Source organism: Streptococcus parasalivarius, assembly GCF_054785155.1.
Map to the genome: position 1 here is coordinate 53,090 of NZ_BAABOB010000001.1, position 16,112 is coordinate 69,201.

General features: G+C 40.2%; 15 protein-coding genes and 1 pseudogene. 14 read left to right on the top strand and 2 right to left on the bottom strand.

The genetic code is table 11. From position 1 onward, the window contains the following. Positions 1 to 54 precede the first annotated feature (54 nt). The 14 genes and pseudogenes from ACYVQ1_RS00295 to metG all read left to right on the top strand — a co-directional run bounded on the left by ACYVQ1_RS00295 (position 55) and on the right by metG (position 13,931). The gene (locus tag ACYVQ1_RS00295; protein ID WP_461249446.1) at positions 55 to 678 is read left to right on the top strand and encodes a GNAT family N-acetyltransferase; all 624 of its coding nucleotides are present in this window, start codon (positions 55 to 57) and stop codon (positions 676 to 678) included. 148 nt (positions 679 to 826) lie between these two features. After that, the gene (locus ACYVQ1_RS00300) at positions 827 to 1,450 is read left to right on the top strand and encodes a GTP pyrophosphokinase (RefSeq protein ID WP_461249447.1); all 624 of its coding nucleotides are present in this window, start codon (positions 827 to 829) and stop codon (positions 1,448 to 1,450) included. 1 nt (position 1,451) lies between these two features. Beyond that, entirely contained in the window at positions 1,452 to 2,129 is a 678-nt protein-coding gene (locus tag ACYVQ1_RS00305) for a response regulator transcription factor (RefSeq protein WP_461249448.1), read from the top strand. A gap of 13 nt (positions 2,130 to 2,142) precedes the next feature. Continuing rightward, positions 2,143 to 3,366 carry a sensor histidine kinase gene (locus ACYVQ1_RS00310; RefSeq protein WP_175061643.1) on the top strand — a complete coding sequence of 408 codons (1,224 nt, stop codon included), beginning with the start codon at positions 2,143 to 2,145 and terminating at the stop codon, positions 3,364 to 3,366. 236 nt (positions 3,367 to 3,602) lie between these two features. Next, on the top strand, positions 3,603 to 4,340 hold the full coding sequence (pyrH, locus tag ACYVQ1_RS00315) for a UMP kinase (protein WP_002885551.1): 738 nt from the start codon (positions 3,603 to 3,605) through the stop codon (positions 4,338 to 4,340). 14 nt (positions 4,341 to 4,354) lie between these two features. Continuing rightward, the gene (gene frr / locus ACYVQ1_RS00320) at positions 4,355 to 4,912 is read left to right on the top strand and encodes a ribosome recycling factor (RefSeq protein WP_002885567.1); all 558 of its coding nucleotides are present in this window, start codon (positions 4,355 to 4,357) and stop codon (positions 4,910 to 4,912) included. A 90-nt stretch (positions 4,913 to 5,002) separates the two neighbouring features. Next, positions 5,003 to 5,860 (top strand): RNA-binding virulence regulatory protein CvfB, encoded by an 858-nt coding sequence (gene cvfB / locus ACYVQ1_RS00325; RefSeq protein ID WP_037599563.1) that lies wholly within the window; start codon positions 5,003 to 5,005, stop codon positions 5,858 to 5,860. An 8-nt stretch (positions 5,861 to 5,868) separates the two neighbouring features. Continuing rightward, a complete protein-coding gene (locus ACYVQ1_RS00330; RefSeq protein ID WP_002885591.1) occupies positions 5,869 to 6,084 on the top strand; it encodes a YozE family protein in 216 nt (71 codons plus the stop codon). A gap of 239 nt (positions 6,085 to 6,323) precedes the next feature. Then, positions 6,324 to 7,601 carry a LysM peptidoglycan-binding domain-containing protein gene (locus tag ACYVQ1_RS00335; RefSeq protein ID WP_461249449.1) on the top strand — a complete coding sequence of 426 codons (1,278 nt, stop codon included), beginning with the start codon at positions 6,324 to 6,326 and terminating at the stop codon, positions 7,599 to 7,601. Between the two features lie 80 nt (positions 7,602 to 7,681). Beyond that, entirely contained in the window at positions 7,682 to 8,746 is a 1,065-nt protein-coding gene (locus ACYVQ1_RS00340) for a PhoH family protein (RefSeq protein ID WP_461249450.1), read from the top strand. Between the two features lie 126 nt (positions 8,747 to 8,872). Then, a complete protein-coding gene (locus ACYVQ1_RS00345) occupies positions 8,873 to 9,571 on the top strand; it encodes a hypothetical protein (protein ID WP_461249451.1) in 699 nt (232 codons plus the stop codon). A 152-nt stretch (positions 9,572 to 9,723) separates the two neighbouring features. Further along, positions 9,724 to 10,809: a hypothetical protein gene (locus ACYVQ1_RS00350; RefSeq protein ID WP_461249452.1), complete on the top strand. Its 1,086-nt coding sequence runs from the start codon at positions 9,724 to 9,726 to the stop codon at positions 10,807 to 10,809. A gap of 130 nt (positions 10,810 to 10,939) precedes the next feature. Continuing rightward, positions 10,940 to 11,818 (top strand): annotated as a pseudogene (locus tag ACYVQ1_RS00355) (hypothetical protein). Between the two features lie 109 nt (positions 11,819 to 11,927). Then, positions 11,928 to 13,931: a methionine--tRNA ligase gene (gene metG, locus ACYVQ1_RS00360; RefSeq protein ID WP_461249453.1), complete on the top strand. Its 2,004-nt coding sequence runs from the start codon at positions 11,928 to 11,930 to the stop codon at positions 13,929 to 13,931. A gap of 233 nt (positions 13,932 to 14,164) precedes the next feature. Here metG and ACYVQ1_RS00365 read toward each other — a convergent pair whose 3' ends face one another. After that, complete coding sequence (locus tag ACYVQ1_RS00365) at positions 14,165 to 15,010, bottom strand: aldo/keto reductase (protein ID WP_461249454.1); 846 nt, start codon at positions 15,008 to 15,010, stop codon at positions 14,165 to 14,167. 10 nt (positions 15,011 to 15,020) lie between these two features. Further along, positions 15,021 to 15,917 carry a LysR family transcriptional regulator gene (locus ACYVQ1_RS00370; protein WP_002885507.1) on the bottom strand — a complete coding sequence of 299 codons (897 nt, stop codon included), beginning with the start codon at positions 15,915 to 15,917 and terminating at the stop codon, positions 15,021 to 15,023. Positions 15,918 to 16,112: the final 195 nt, after the last annotated feature.

The window sequence follows — 16,112 nt, forward strand, 5'->3', positions numbered from 1 at the left end:
TCAGTCATGCGTTTTGTGTTATACTGAAAAAAACAGACAGATTAGGAGATTAAGATGCAATATCGCAAAGCAAGACTAGACGAAGTTCAGGAAGTGGCACAAGTATGTGCAGATGCCTTTGAAGATTATCCCTATCTTTCAATGATTGCCGCTAATTTAAAGAAGCCTGAACAGTATGAGGAATTTGTCTTAGCCTTGCAGGAAATGTTGGTGCGTTTAGCTATAAAGATGGATTCGTGTTTAGTGGCTGAAAAGGATGGTCGCATTGTTGCGGCAGCTATTTTACAGCATCAGACGATTTCTATGCTTAACTATCTCCAGAACGGAGCGACCAAGCTTTTCCGTTTCATAAGCATCACTAAGTTGTTTAAGTACTTTAATTTTGTTGAAGAGTCTGAAAGACATCTGGAGGATTCTGCAGAATACGATTGGTACCTGATGATGTTAGCAGTAACTCCAGATTATCAAAGAAAAGGTATAGGAAGTCGTTTCTTGCTTGAAGGGGTTGAACCTTTTGTACGTCGTACAGGAGGTCGTAGTCTTGGCTTGATTACCAATCGCGATTACAATGTGCCTTTCTATGAGAAAAATGGCTACAAGCAATGTGGTTATAAGGTCTTGACTTACGAGAAGAACAAATTGGGCAACTGGCCTTTTGTCAAATCTCTTGATAAATAGTTAAGTGAAAATTAAACTGAGATAGGAAAAATGAATCTGGCTTCGGCTAGGTTTTTCTTATTCTTTAAGACTTTCTCAAAGCCGGCTTTTTCCTTATTTTTAAGCCTATCTATGCTATAATTAAGGAATGATATTAGAGGAGGTTTATATGTCAACTCCAAGTATTTATGGGGAATATGCTCAGTATCTCCCAAAAATTTTACAAGAAATAACAGACCCAATTATTGCGGCTAATATTGCTAGCAAAAAAGAAACAGGCTTTAAACTCTATGAACATTTCATTTCCAGAATTAAGGAAAGTGATTCTATGCGTGAAAAATGTCGTAGGAAAAATTTGCCTGAGACCAGCCAGTCTGCCCTCAAGGAAATCCGGGATAGTATTGGTATCCGAATTGTTTGTGGTTTTGTGGATGATATTTACAAGACTATCGATGTAATCAAGGCTATTCCAGGAGTCTCTATCTATAATGAGAAGGATTATATTCTAAATGCCAAGCCAAATGGCTATCGTTCTTACCACCTCATTTTAGAAATGGAAACAGACTTTCCAGATGTCCTGGGTAATGATAAAGGGACCTATTTTGTTGAGGTTCAGCTTCGGACCATCGCTCAGGATTCGTGGGCCAGTTTGGAGCATCAGATGAAGTACAAGCACGATATCAAGAATTCAGAAATGATTACCCGTGAGCTTAAGCGCTGTGCGGATGAATTAGCTTCATGTGATTTGACCATGCAGACCATCCGTAACTTAATTCAAGAAGGAGGGGACTAGAATGGCTTTGAAAATTCTACTAGCTGAGGATGAGGAAGCTCTTTCTCGAGTTTACAAGGCGGCTCTTGAGCATCAAGGCTATGAGGTGGATCAGGCCTTTAACGGTCAAGAGGCAGTTGACCTAGCCGCACAGAATGCCTATCAAGTAATGATTATGGATATCATGATGCCCATTAAAACAGGTATTGAGGCCCTGAAAGAGATTCGCTCCTCTGGGAATACGACGCATGTCATTATGTTGACGGCCATGGCTGAAGTTGATGATCGTGTGACAGGACTTGACGCTGGGGCAGACGACTACTTGACCAAGCCGATTTCTCTTAAGGAACTTTTGGCTCGTTTGCGCTCGCTAGAGCGTCGTGTTAGTGAGACCTTTACTGCCAAAATTTTGACACTTGGTTCTGTACGTTTGGATCAGGAGGAACAGGAGTTGGTAGCTGGCAACGCCATTAGACTTTCGAGCAGAGAGACCAAGTTAATGGCTCACTTCATGCTCAATCCTGCCAAGAAATTAACGACTGAGCACCTTTTTAAGACCATCTGGGATGATGAGGAAGATGTGGACGAATCGATTGTCTGGGTCTATATTTCCTATTTGCGTCAGAAATTGAAAGCCATCCAGGCTGATATCAGCATTCTTGGTGAAAAGGGTGGTGACTTTTGCCTTCTTGCCAATTAGAGAGGAGTAGTTCATGTTTAGACGTTTACGACTTCAATTTATTATGATTGCTTCCTTGGCTATTCTCTTTATCTTGGTTTTTACAGTGGGAATCATCAATACTGTGAGGTCCTTTCAGACAGAACAGGAAATTAGTAAGGTTCTCAACACGCTTACAGAAAATAATGGTAGTTTCGGAAAAACTAAAAAAATTGAGACCAATCAAGGGCGTGAAATTCCATCGGATAGTTTTCGTTTTTTCAGTGTGACCTTGTCTGATGATAAGATTGTTAGCCAGGATACCAGCCATACGTCCCTAATAAACGACGAGGAAGCGGCTAGATATGCCCTGACAGTTAGTCGCTTAACCAATAATCTTGGAACAATTAGAGAAAAAAATATCAATCTGAGTTATCAGGTTAGTAAAGTCAGCAAAGATAAGATTCTGGTGGTCTTTCTGGACACGACCTCTTATTACAATTCTTCCCAAGCTTTGCTCAGTCTTTCTATCCTTTTATCACTGTTTGGGTTTATCTTTTTTGTCGTCATTGTCAGTGCCTTATCAGGAATCGTCATTCGTCCCTTCATTCGAAACTACGAAAAGCAGCGACGTTTTATTACTAATGCTAGTCATGAATTAAAGACACCATTGGCCATTATTTCTGCCAATACGGAGCTACAGGAACTCATGACTGGAGAGAACGAATGGACCAAGTCAACGAATGACCAGGTGGCACGTTTGACCACTCTAATCAATTCTCTGGTAGCCCTATCTCGTCTGGAGGAGCAGCCGGATATTGTTCTTCAAGATGTCGATTTTTCCTATATTACTGAGGATGCAGCAGAGGACTTTAAGGGACCTGTCGTTCGAGACGGTAAATCTTTTGTCATGGACATCACACCGGATATTCATGTAAAAGCAGAGGAGAAGTCTCTCTTTGAACTTGTGACTCTCCTTGTGGATAATGCTAACAAGTATTGTGATCCAGAAGGGACAGTTACGGTAAGACTTCGTCAGATTGGAAGAACGCGAAAACGGGCTCGTTTAGAAGTGTCAAACACCTATAAAGAAGGTAAGGCTGTTGACTATAGCAAGTTTTTTGAGCGTTTTTATCGTATTGAAGAATCCCATAATAACAGAGAACACAAAGGTTTTGGCATTGGCCTGTCCATGGCTCAAAGTATGGTCAAATTATTTAAGGGGCGTATCTTTGCCTCTTATAAAAATGACACCATCACCTTTACAGTTATCTTGTAAGGATATTTTTTAAATATTTGACTAGGTGAAAACCCTAATTTATGATAAAATAGTAAGGATGAAGATTTAGTGTTTTCTTTGCAAAAAAAGAAAACATTTTCCTATCCTAATCATAAAAAGGAGTTGCTCGAATAAGCCCCTTAACCATCTTTAAAGGATGGTAATTGACGACTTAGGAAAGATGAATCTCAGCTAAGAATTAAATCATAAAACAAAATAGTTAATAGGGAGAAATCATGGCAGAACCAAAATACAAACGTGTCCTCATTAAGCTTTCAGGTGAAGCTCTAGCTGGTGAACGAGGTGTTGGGATTGATCTTCCAACTGTCCAAGCTATGGCTAAAGAAATTGCTGAGGTAGCGGATTCAGGTATTCAAATTGCTCTAGTTATCGGTGGTGGTAACCTTTGGCGTGGGGAACCTGCAGCTGAAGCAGGAATGGATCGTGTTCAAGCGGACTATACTGGTATGCTTGGAACAACTATGAATGCCCTTGTTATGGCAGATAGTTTGAAACAACTCGGTGTTGATACACGTGTTCAGACAGCGATTGATATGAAATCTGTGGCAGAGCCTTATATTCGTGGTCGTGCCCTTCGTCACCTTGAAAAAGGTCGTATTGTTATCTTTGCAGCAGGTATTGGTTCACCGTACTTCTCAACAGATACAACAGCGGCTCTTCGTGCAGCTGAAATTGAAGCTGATGCTATTCTTATGGCCAAAAACGGCGTTGATGGTGTCTACAATGACGACCCTCGTAAAAACGCTGATGCTGTCAAATTTGATGAATTGACACACGTGGAAGTTATCAAACGTGGTTTGAAAATTATGGATGCCACAGCTTCTACCCTTTCAATGGATAATGACATTGACCTTGTTGTCTTCAACATGAACGAACCAGGAAACATCAAACGTGTTATCTTTGGTGAGCAAATTGGGACAACTGTATCTAACAAAGCAGAATCACACAAGTAAGAAAGAGAGAATTTATGACAAACGCAATTATTGAAAAAGCAAAAGAACGTTTCGCCCACTCACACGAGTCATTGGCCCGTGAATTTGGCTCTATCCGTGCAGGTCGTGCCAATGCCTCACTTCTTGACCGCATCACTGTAGAATACTATGGTGCTCCAACACCACTTAACCAATTGGCTTCAATTACGGTTCCTGAAGCACGTGTCCTTTTGATTTCACCATTTGATAAAGGTTCAATTGCTGATATCGAACGTGCTATCAATGAATCTGACCTTGGAATCAACCCAGCTAATGATGGTTCTGTTGTGCGCTTGGTTATCCCAGCACTTACAGAAGAAACACGTAAAGAGTTGGCTAAAGAAGTGAAAAAAGTCGGTGAAAATGCTAAAATCGCTATCCGTAATATCCGCCGTGATGCTATGGATGAAGCTAAGAAGCAAGAAAAAGACAAAGAAATCACAGAAGATCAATTGAAAGCTTTGGAAAAAGATATCCAAAAAGCAACTGATGACGCTGTTAAGAAGATTGACAGCATGACAGCAGAAAAGGAAAAAGAACTCCTTACTGTTTAATTAATAGAAAAATAAGGAGAGTGGGACAGAAGCAAGAGAGCATGGACTATGTTAGCTTCCTTGTCCGACTCTCTTTTTAGAGGAAAAAAGATGAATACATTACTTGGAACGATCATTACTGCCCTAGTAACTGATGAAAATGATAAATTTTACTTTGTACAAAAGGACGGTGTGACTTTTGCCTTGTCTAAAGAAGAAGGAAAATACGCCATTGGTGACATGGTGACAGGCTTTGCCTATACAGATAGCAAGCAAAAATCACGTCTGACTCAAAAGGAAATCAAGGCAACTCGCGATTCTTATGATTGGGGAGAGGTCACTGAAGTTCGTAAGGATTTAGGTGTCTTTGTAGACGTAGGAATTCCAGATAAGGAGATTGTTGTCTCTCTCGATGTTTTGCCAGAACTCAAAGAGCTTTGGCCTAAGAAGGGGGATAAACTCTACATCAAACTCGATGTTGACAAAAAAGACCGTATTTGGGGACTTCCTGCCGAACCTGAGGTCTTTCAACGTATGGCTGGACCTGCTTACGATAATATGCAAAACCAAAAATGGCCAGCTATTGCCTACCGTCTCAAATTGTCAGGAACTTTTGTTTATTTGCCAGAGAATAACATGCTTGGTTTCATCCATCCATCAGAACGTTATGCGGAGCCACGTTTAGGTCAGGTCCTTGAAGCGCGTGTGATTGGGTTCAGAGAAGTTGACCGTACCCTCAATCTTTCTCTTAAACCACGTTCTTTTGAAATGCTCGAAAATGATGCTCAGATGATTTTGACCTATTTAGAGAGCAATGGTGGCTTTATGACGCTTAATGACAAGTCATCACCAGCAGATATCAAGGCAACCTTCGGTATTTCTAAGGGTCAATTTAAAAAAGCCTTAGGTGGTCTGATGAAGGCCAAAAAAATCAAACAAGATCAGTTTGGAACAGAATTAATCGGTTAGGAGAAGGCATGAGAAAATCCTTTTATACTTGGCTGATGGCCCAGCGTAATCCTAAATCCAATGAACCAGTAGCAATCTTGGCTGATTTGGCTTTTGAAGATTCAACCTTCCCGAAGCATACCGATGACTTTGAAGAAGTCAGTCGTTACTTGGAAGATCAAGCTAGCTTTTCTTTTAATCTAGGGCAGTTTGACCAGATTTGGGAAGATTATCTAGCCCATTAATAGTGACTAAGTTTACGATAAGCATAATGACCTTTTAGCATTTTCTTAAAAAAGTAATTACCATTTGAAATGGGATGAATTGTTACAATTTTTTACAAATATATCAGCTTTTTTTCAATAAATTAGGCTTGTTACAACTAGTTAGTAATTGCTTTAAAGTGCAGTAAATCCCCCCTCTTTTGACAAAAAGTGTGGTATTATTGTAGATGTTAAAATTATTAAAAAGGAATGAATTATACATGTTATCAAAATCTAAAACAACAAAGGCTCTTCTTTACTCGACCGCGGCACTTTCACTTTTTGCTGCAAGTCACGTACATGCCGATGAAACTTCAAACTGGGCAGCACGTTCAGTAGATCAAATCAAAGCAGATATCGCTGTAAGTGATAACCAACAAACTTATACAGTTCAATACGGTGATACTTTGGGAAGTATCGCTGAAGCTATGGGTATCGATGTGAACGTTTTGGCTAACATCAATCAAATTACAAACATTGATTTGATTTACCCTGGAACAGTCTTGACAGCAACTTACAATGCTGATAATCAAGCTGTCTCTGTTAAAGTTGAAACTCCAGCTTCAGAAACATCAACTACACCTGTAGTTGCAGAAGCTAATTTGACAACTAACGAAGTGACTGTAAATGGTCAATCTGTAGTTGCAGCGGACTTGACAGCTCCAGTTGAAACAGTAAGCACAACAGCTACTAAAGCACCTGTTACAGAAGAGTCAACTCAAGCTGTTTCAGAAGTAACAGAAGCTATCGCATCAGCATCAGAAGCACCAGCATACGCAGAAACTGAACAACCAGTTGCTGATGCTATTGATCATGTCACTGCGTCAGCAGAAGCTACACCTGAAGCAGAAACTACTCCAGCTGCTGAAACACCAGCACAGCCTGAAGTAAAAGAAGAAGCTCCAGCGGCAGAACCAGCAGCAACATCAGAAGCGTCTTCAGAAGCACCAGCGACATCAGAAGCGCCAGCAGAACAGCCAGCGGCAGAACCAGCAGCAACATCAGAAGCGTCTTCAGAGGCACCAGCTGCTTCAGAAGCGCCAGCAGAACAGCCAGCGGTAGAACCAGCAGCAACATCAGAAGTGGCATCAGAAGCACCAGTGGCTTCAGAGGCACCAGCAGCACAACCTGCATCAACAAATACACTTCCAACGGATCCACACCTTCAACCACAAGCTGAAGCTTTCCGTCAAGATGTAGCGGCACAATTTGGTCTTACTGATATCGGTGGTTACCGTGAAGGTGATCCACAAGACCATGGTAAAGGACTTGCCGTTGACGTTATGGTACCAGTTGGTTCAGCAGTTGGTGATCAAGTTGCCCAATATGCAGTAGACAATATCTCAAATGCAGGTATTTCGTACATCATCTACAAACAACAATTCTACGCACCAGTAAACAACATCTACGGACCAGCTAACACATGGAACCAAATGCCAGACCGTGGTAGCGTTACTGAAAACCACTATGACCACGTTCACGTGTCATTTAATGAATAAGTCAGAATAATAAAAAGTCACGCCTGGCGTGACTTTTTTTGATATAATGGAGAAAAAGACGAAAGAAAGAGGAACTCTATTTGCAAGAGTATTCTGTTGAAATTACCCTAAATCACCCAGATGATGTCTTGTCACTTTTTGGGACCAATGAGCGCCATCTAAAACTTATCGAGGAAAACCTAAATGTTATTATTCATGCTCGAACAGAGCGTGTGCAGATCCTTGGAGATGACGAGGAAAGTATTGAATTGGCTCGTTTGACCATTCAAGCCCTCCTTGTTTTAGTGGAGCGTGGAATGCTAGTCAACACTTCAGATGTTGTTGCGGCCTTAACCATGGCTCAAGATGGTTCGATTGACAAGTTTGTTGCTTTATATGAAGAAGAGATTATCAAGGACAACAGTGGTAAGCCTATCCGAGTGAAGACTTTAGGACAAAAGGTCTATGTTGATAGCATTAAAAGTCATGATGTGGTCTTTGGAATTGGTCCAGCTGGTACAGGGAAGACCTTTTTAGCGGTTACCCTTGCGGTTACAGCTCTTAAACGTGGTCAAGTTAAACGTATTGTTCTGACACGTCCGGCGGTTGAGGCGGGTGAGAGCCTTGGTTTCTTGCCTGGTGATCTCAAGGAAAAGGTGGATCCTTACCTTCGCCCTGTTTATGATGCCTTATATCAAATTCTTGGTAAGGAGCAAACGACCCGCCTCATGGAACGTGAAATTATTGAGATTGCCCCCCTCGCTTATATGCGTGGTCGTACCCTAGAGGATGCCTTTGTTATCCTTGATGAGGCACAAAATACAACCATCATGCAAATGAAGATGTTCTTGACCCGTCTTGGTTTTAATTCTAAGATGATTGTCAATGGGGACATGAGTCAGATTGACTTGCCACGTCGTGTTAAATCAGGCCTTGTCGATGCTATGGAGAAATTGAAGGGAATTAAGGCTATTGATTTTGTTCACTTCTCTGCTAGCGATGTCGTACGTCACCCAGTTGTAGCTGATATCATTAATGCTTATGAAAAAGATGCACCTAAGGTTGACTTTGAGGAAAAACCAGAGGAAACAAACAAGCTTGAAGAAGAAACAGCGTCAGGATTGACTGAATACCCAGTCATTGGTGCTGAGGATCTTAAAAAGTAAATAGATGAAAAGAGGTTTGAGAGTATGAGTTCTCAACCTCTTTTTCTTTGGTAGTCAAGTCACAGATTTCCTCTCTATTTTTGGTAAAATAGTATTAAAGAGTAGGCTAATATGAAGGGGAGAGGTATGACTAAGGCAAAAAAATGGAAGATTGGGATTATTGTTTTTCTAGGACTTGTTGCGATAGTTTTGATTGCCATAGGAGAGGGAAGATTTTGGAAGTATCAAGAGAACTATATTCCAGATGGTACCTATCAGATGGTAAAATATGAGGCTAAATCGGCATATTCCAATGAATTGATAAATTGGACTGAGCGAGGAGAGAATAATGATAGCTTATATGAGGATTTTATAGTTGTTGAGAATATGAAATCTCAATTTTATTATGTTTTTGTGGGGGATGGGGAACCTTTTGTCTCACCATTTGAGCACGATGAAAAGCTCCCACAGACTTTTTACCCACGTACTGGGACTTTGAAACAGGATTTAACAGTTTCTGAATATAAAGCTTTAGTGATTTCTCATATTGATAAGATTTCTAAAAAGGGAGAGGAGTATTCAAAAGTAAAGGAAGTATCTGTCCAAAGGTGTGTAGACGATTATAAAAAAATGTTGAAGCAAAAAAGAACTTATGAAAAGCGACCTAATGGTCTCGTTCTGACTGTTTATGCTGATGATGGACATATTGAGTCGCGTAGAACTTTTAAACGATTGAGCTCAGGGGAAGCCAAAGAGGTCAAAAGTGGTTATGATCGGGATTATGAGTATGCCTTGAAGTATTATAATTATTCAAGGCATGATGGGGATTATCTCATCTGGCGTTGAACTACTTACCGACCAAGCACCTCTTTACGATCGAGAATCATAGCCAAATGTTTTATTAAAAAACCTTACAGTCTTTATGATAATTGTCAAATACTATTTCACCATTTATTTTGGTACAATAGAACAGTAGACCAATAAAAAAGGAGATTATTATGAACCAGCAAGAGTGGATTGAGTACTTTGAATTAGTCAACGGTCGTAAACCAACTCCCGCAGAGTTATCTCAAGCTCAAGCAGCAGGCGAGTTTATTCTTGAACGACCTAATGTTTTTAGCTCAAATGGACAAGTGGCAGAGCAAAGACCGATTAAACCAGCTGAACCTGTAATTGCTATGACGCAACAGCCTCAGTTTGCCCAACCGGCAGCAACTTTCCAACAAGTAGTACCCCCTAAAAAAGGTATGTCTAAGAAAACTAAGATTATTTTGGCATCAGTCTTAGGTTCCTTGGCAGCAATTTTACTTATCGTTGGAGGCTACTCACTATGGCGCTACCAATCAGGTAAGATTGCAGATGGAACATATGAGGTAGTTTCTTTCTCTCGTTATGATGAAGACAAAGATAAAATGGTTGATGGCATAGATGAATACAAGGACGAAGATTTGGAGTTTCAGTCTTTTGTAGTTGTAAAGAATAATCAATCTAGAACCTACAATTTAGTAGAGAGTGACAATAAATCATATGTTAGTTTGATGGACTATGAGATAGATGTTCCTCAGGTATTTGATCCGTGGAATAAAACACAAAGTCAAGTTTTAAATGCGGATCAAGTCGAAGATGTCACAAAAGACTTCATGAAAAAGATGAGAAAAGACTATTCCTTCTATACCAAAGAGGCAGCTGACAAAGTCGTTAAAAAAACAACAAGAGAATATAAAGATACCTTGAAGGAAAAACGTACTTATGTCAAGCATGGTGATGAATACACTCTGACTACTTATGATAAAAAGGGGAAGCTTCAGTCACGTATTACTTATAAACGTATGAGTAAGGGAGACGCTGAGGAGCGCTGGGATGACTATAAGGATGCCATCAAAGATTATAAGAAAGATTTGAAGACTTATAGTGATCAATATGATGACTTCAAGGATTACTATGATTATGGTTATGGCTACGATTACGGCTATGGCTATGGTAATGACTATGGTGATACCTATGGCGGATATAATGACGGTAAGAATAGTGGATCAAAATCAGATTCAAGTGATAGTAGCAAAAAATCTAGTGATAAAATTTAATCCCCCCTATTTCATAACAAGATGAAGTGGTACAAGAAGGAGAGCTAAAACTCCAGTCTGGTACCGCTTTTCTTTTTATGAAATTAATCAAATAGCTTTGGAGTCTTTTTCTGGTAGAATGGAAGTATCAATGAAAAAGGGGACTTTTATGAACGAAAAAGAGTGGTTAGATTATTTCGAAACAATCAATAATCGTAAGCCGATAGAGGAAGAAATCCAACAAGCAAAAGCTAATGGGGAATTTATTTCTCAAGAGTCTAAGGACGAGGGTGTTAATCTACAGCAAGCTCAGTTGAGTGACTAAGTGACACAAGCCGTTTCACAAGTTGCTCCTGCTAAGACAGGCTTGTCTAAGAAAGCTAAAATTATTATCGCTTCTGTAGTGGGGGCGATTGTCCTAGTGGCACTTTCATTTGGTGGCTATGCATTTACGCACCTACAAGGCGGTAAAATACCTGAAGGAACCTATCAGCTTGAAACATATCACTATTATCATAAAGATAAGAAGAAAATGGTTGATGGTATAGAATCTTTCAAGGAAAGTGGCTTAGAGCCTCATGATTTTGTTAAAGTCAAAGGGGATAATGTTAAATTCTATTTTTATACCTTAGCTGGGGGGAACAATCTAGTTGATTTTTCAGATTATGACACAGATAGATCTTACCGTCCAGACACTTGGTCTAGAACGCTTAAACTAACCATGTCGCTATCTGAATATAGCAAAGTAATTAATCAAGCAGTAGATAGTCGCTACAAAATTAGTGAATATCGAACTAAAGCTGATAACGACGAAAGTAAAGAGATTTACATTAAAGCCTACAAAGAGTCTCTCGAAGAAACCGTTCGATACAAGGTTAAGGGTGATAAATTAATCGTCACTACTTATAATAAGAAAGGCAAACTTATCGAAGAAAGAAGCTTCAAACGCCGATCAGAGGATGACGTGAAGAAATTAGACTACGACTATGAACGTGATGTTAGAGCTGATAAAAAGCTCTTTCAAAACTAGTAATGTTTAAAACCAGCTAGTCTGGTTTTTTTAGTGTCCAAAACGTGCTATAATAAGATGTTATATCATCAGTGTTAGCCCATTTGTTAACACATGAAAGGAAATTAAAATGACAAAAACATTCTACATCACAACACCTATTTACTACCCATCTGGTAAATTGCATATTGGTTCTGCCTATACAACCATTGCTTGTGACGTCTTGGCACGTTACAAACGTATGATGAACTATGATGTCTTCTATCTTACTGGGCTTGATGAACACGGCCAAAAGATTCAACAAAAGGCTGAAGAAGCAGGCGTCACACCACAAGAGTATGTGGATGGTATGGCTGTTGGTGTTAAGGACCTCTGGCAACTTTTGGATATCTCATACGATAAATTCATCCGTACGACTGATGATTACCATGAAAAAGTTGTTGCTCAAGTTTTCGAGCGTCTCTTGGAACAAGGAGATATCTATCTTGGTGAATACTCAGGTTGGTACTCAGTTTCAGACGAAGAATTCTTCACTGAAAGTCAGTTGGAAGAAGTTTACCGTGATGAGCAAGGTAATGTCATTGGTGGGGTAGCTCCATCAGGGCATGAAGTAGAGTTGGTTTCTGAAGAATCATATTTCTTTAAACTCAGCAACTACGCAGACCGTTTGACTGCCTTCTTTAAAGAACACCCAGAATTTATCCAACCTGATGGTCGTATGAATGAAATGCTTAAAAACTTCATCGAGCCAGGCTTGGAAGACTTGGCTGTGTCACGTACAACCTTCACTTGGGGAGTAAAAGTACCGTCAGATCCAAAACACGTGGTTTATGTGTGGATTGATGCCCTTATCAACTATATCACTGCCCTTGGTTATGGTCAGGATGAGCATGGTAACTTTGATTTGTTCTGGCAAAATGATGAAAACCACGAAATTATCCACATGATTGGTAAGGATATTCTTCGTTTCCACTCAATCTACTGGCCAATCATCCTTATGGCTCTTGATTTGCCATTGCCTACACGTCTTGTTGCCCACGGTTGGTTCGTCATGAAAGACGGTAAGATGTCTAAGTCTAAAGGAAACGTGATCTATCCAGAAATGTTGGTAGAGCGTTTTGGTCTTGATCCACTCCGTTACTACCTCATGCGTAGTCTTCCTGTCGGTTCAGATGGTACCTTCACACCAGAAGACTATGTGGCTCGTATCAACTACGAGTTAGCTAATGACCTTGGGAACCTCCTCAACCGTACAGTTGCCATGATTAACAAGTATTTCGGTGGTCAAGTGCCTAGCTATGCTGAGAATGTCACAGACTTTGATGCTGATTTGGCTAAGGTTGTGGCTGAAAATATCGAAGAATTCCACAAACAAATGAATGCTGTAGATTTCCCACGTGCCTTGGACGCCGTTTGGAACATCATTTCACGTACCAATAAGTATATTGATGAAACAGCCCCTTGGGTACTTGCCAAAGAGGATGGTGACAAGGAACAATTGGCAGCAGTGATGGCTCACTTGGCGGCTAGCCTTCGTGTGGTAGCTCACCTGATCCAACCATTCATGATGACCACTTCAAATGCTATCATGGAACAGCTCGGATTGTCAGGGAAGTTTGACCTTGAAAATCTTGAACTTTCAGGCTTCCCAGAAAATGTGACAGTCGTTTCAAAAGGAACTCCAATCTTCCCACGTCTTGACATGGACGAAGAAATTGCCTACATCCAATCTCAAATGAACGCAGGCAAACCTCAAGAGAAAGAATGGAACCCAGAAGAGGTCGAACTTAAGTCTGAAAAAGACCAAATCAAATTTGACGACTTTGACAAGGTTGAAATCCGTGTCGCTGAAGTTAAAGAAGTGGAAAAAGTCGAAGGTTCAGACAAATTGCTTCGCTTCCGTCTTGACGCTGGCGACGGAGAAGACCGTCAAATCCTCTCAGGTATCGCTAAATTCTATCCAAACGAACAAGAATTGGTTGGCAAGAAACTTCAAGTCGTGGCAAACCTCAAGCCACGCAAGATGATGAAGAAATATGTCAGCCAAGGTATGATTCTTTCTGCTGAACATGACGGTAAACTCACTGTTTTGACAGTGGATCCATCTGTTCCAAATGGAAGTGTGATTGGGTAAAATATTAAATAAAAACAGTTTTTCAATTCGTAGAATTGCTAAACTGTTTTTTACTGAACTTCGGTTGTGAGTAAGGCGCTTGAAGCACATCTAAGTCTAGCACTTAGGAGTTCTGATTCCTTAAAACTGAAAATTATTTAATGGAGAATGTCACTTAAGCTCCGTCACTACTTAAGGAAAGCCACAAGAGGAGCTGGTGTATAAGAAAAACGAGTTCAGTCGAACTCGTTTTCTTATACACTATATTTCAATAAATGCTTAATGCGTTCCACACTTTCATCAGGACCATAAGCATTTGGGTATCTGTCTAATTTACTAATAGCATCAAGGTCTGTTTGGTCTAGGTGAAAGTTAAAGCTATCAAAGTTTTCCTTCATGCGTTCGATATGGGTGCTTTTAGGGATGGTTAGAATACCTTGTTGGGTTTGCCATCTGAGGATAATCTGAGCAACTGTCTTGCCATGTTTTTCAGCGATAGCAGTTAGGGTTAGGTCCTGAAAAATACCATCCTCTCCTCTGTGAAAAGGAGCCCATGCTTGCGTTAGGGTGCCAAATTCCTTATCAGCTTTCTGGATAAGTTTGTGTTGTTTATAGGGATGCAACTCAATTTGATTGACTGCTGGAATAACAGGTGTTTGCAAGGCAAAATCTGCCAAACGTCCTGTTGAGAAGTTAGAAACCCCAATGGCTCTAATAAGTCCTTCATGCTGAAGCTCAATCATAGCACGCCAGGCACCATGTAAGTCGCCAAAAGGTTGATGAATCAAATATAAATCAAGATAGTCAGTATCTAGTTTACGAAGTGTTTCTTTTAGGGCTAATTTGGTATCTTCGTAGCCGAGCTGGCTAATCCAGGCTTTACTAGTCAAGAAAATATCCTCTCGAGGGATATCAGATGCCTTAATAGCACGTCCCACGGCTTCCTCATTTCGATAAAGACTAGCAGTATCAATTAATCGATAGCCTACAGAAAGAGCGTCTTCAACGGCTTTTTGACATTCCTTTTGATCGAAAATTTGCCAGACACCAAAACCAAGCACGGGTATTTTGATGCCATTGTTAAGTGTTTGAAATTCCATTTTCTTCTCCTTAGTGGTGGGGTAGTAAGCTATCCTGAATTTCCTCGATAAATGCTTGAATAATTGCGGATTGTTTCTGTTTATTATTTGTCACAAACCCCAAGGTGTGCTTTGGACTGTTCTTCAGTGGAAGTAAAACAATTTGGTCCTTAATGAAACTATTAACAATACCGAGGCCAGAAGCGTAACTATCTGAAGCACAGAGCAAATTCATGACACTGCCTCGGTCATTACTGTAAATCACTTGTTGGTCAGGCAGAACCTCGAGAGGATCTTCGTCAAAATGAATTCCAGAGCTTTCTTGACGAAAGCGGACCTGTGGGTATCCCTCTAAATCTTTGAGGTTGAGGGATTTTTTGTGAGCTAGGGGATGTTGGCGACCTAAGAAAATCTTGGTTTCAAACTCTCCAAGTGGGGTAAAAGTTAAATCCATGTGTTGGAAACTGCGTTCTAGGATATGGTCGTTATCTTCATCTAGATAAATAATCCCCAGGTCACTTTCGAAGCTTTCAACGCTTTTGAGAATCTTCCTAGTTGTTGTTTCAATCAGTTGAAATTCTTGATAATCACTACGAAAACGTTGGGCAATGTGAGCCATGGGAAGTGACAAGAAATCGTAGTGGTGACTGGCAACAGTGAATGATTTCTTAAAGGATTTACGGTAACGTCCTTCTAGTAGATCTAGTTCTCCAAGAATACGTTTGGCGTATTTGAGAAAATCATGACCGTCATCAGTTAGTTTAGCTCCTGTATTGGAACGTTCAAAGAGTTGGACTCCAAGTTCTTCCTCTAAATCACGGATGGATGCTGAGAGATTAGGTTGAGTCAAAAAGAGTTTTTTAGCAGCCTTACTAAAAGACCCTGTTTCAGCGATAGTCTGAACATAGCGACATTGTTGAAAATTCATAAGCATCCCCTTTAGAAAAATATGATTGTAGGTCATATTATAACAAAATGAGAAGTCTAAAATCAGCAAAATTCTGATAGGAATAGATGAAGAGCTGATATGAAATTTCTATGGTTAAATCGTTTTAGGAGTAATAATGGAAATTGAGATAAGTTGTAAGAATGTGGTGCTGATAAATGAAAAACTGCATCCCCA